This is a genomic window from Acinetobacter sp. 1566109 (assembly GCF_000582255.1).
In the GTDB taxonomy this organism is placed as follows: domain Bacteria; phylum Pseudomonadota; class Gammaproteobacteria; order Pseudomonadales; family Moraxellaceae; genus Acinetobacter; species Acinetobacter nosocomialis.
The window spans coordinates 1-738 of sequence record NZ_JEYB01000215.1 but is presented as its reverse complement, the minus strand read 5'-3'; the positions used below and the strand labels follow the sequence as shown (position 1 = coordinate 738).

General features: G+C 42.5%; 2 protein-coding genes. Both read left to right on the top strand.

Annotated features, from left to right (window positions below; translation table 11 throughout):
- Positions 1–217, top strand: a 217-nt coding sequence (locus tag J582_RS27185; protein ID WP_228131723.1) for a hypothetical protein, incomplete at its 5' end; no start/stop codon positions are given.
- 340 nt (positions 218–557) lie between these two features.
- A partial coding sequence (locus tag J582_RS27180) for a hypothetical protein (protein ID WP_050674877.1) occupies positions 558–738 on the top strand: 181 nt, incomplete at its 3' end.

The following is a 738-nucleotide window of genomic DNA, read 5'->3' as shown; positions in this document are numbered from 1 at the left end:
CATCATCATTGGAATAAGTGGACAAATTCCTGACATGGAAATTGCAGCGAGATTGGCTAAAGTTACTGCGCTGATTATCAGCCGAGATGTCGTTATTGATTATGCCTTATACGGAACTCCAGAATTAGCCCTCGTTGCGAACAACAAAGCCAGAAATCCTGCAGTTCCGCGGACGCTGATAAGTAGACAGATTCCTGACACGGAATACTATAACTGAGGTCACCTAAATAGGATGCATAAGTTATGCAAGTTACGCCACTTAAATAAGTTAAGGCGCTAAAGCGATAAAAGCTACATGATGGCCAGTACTGAGCACTGGCGATCTAAGTCAATGCTGCAGTTCTCATCATCATTGGAATAAGTGGACAGATTCCTGACACGGAATACTATAACTGAGGTCACCTAAATAGGATGCATAAGTTATGCAAGTTACGCCACTTAAATAAGTTAAGGCGCTAAAGCGATAAAAGCTACATGATAGCCAGTACTGAGCACTGGCGATCTAAGTCAATGCTGCAGTTCTCATCATCATTGGAATAAGTGGACAAATTCCTGACATGGAAATTGCAGCGAGATTGGCTAAAGTTACTGCACTGATTATCAGTCGAGATGTCGTTATTGATTATGCCTTATACGGAACTCCAGAATTAGCCCTCGTTGCGAACAACAAAGCCAGAAATCCTGCAGTTCCGCGGACGCTGATAAGTAGACAGATTCCTGACACGGAATACTATAACT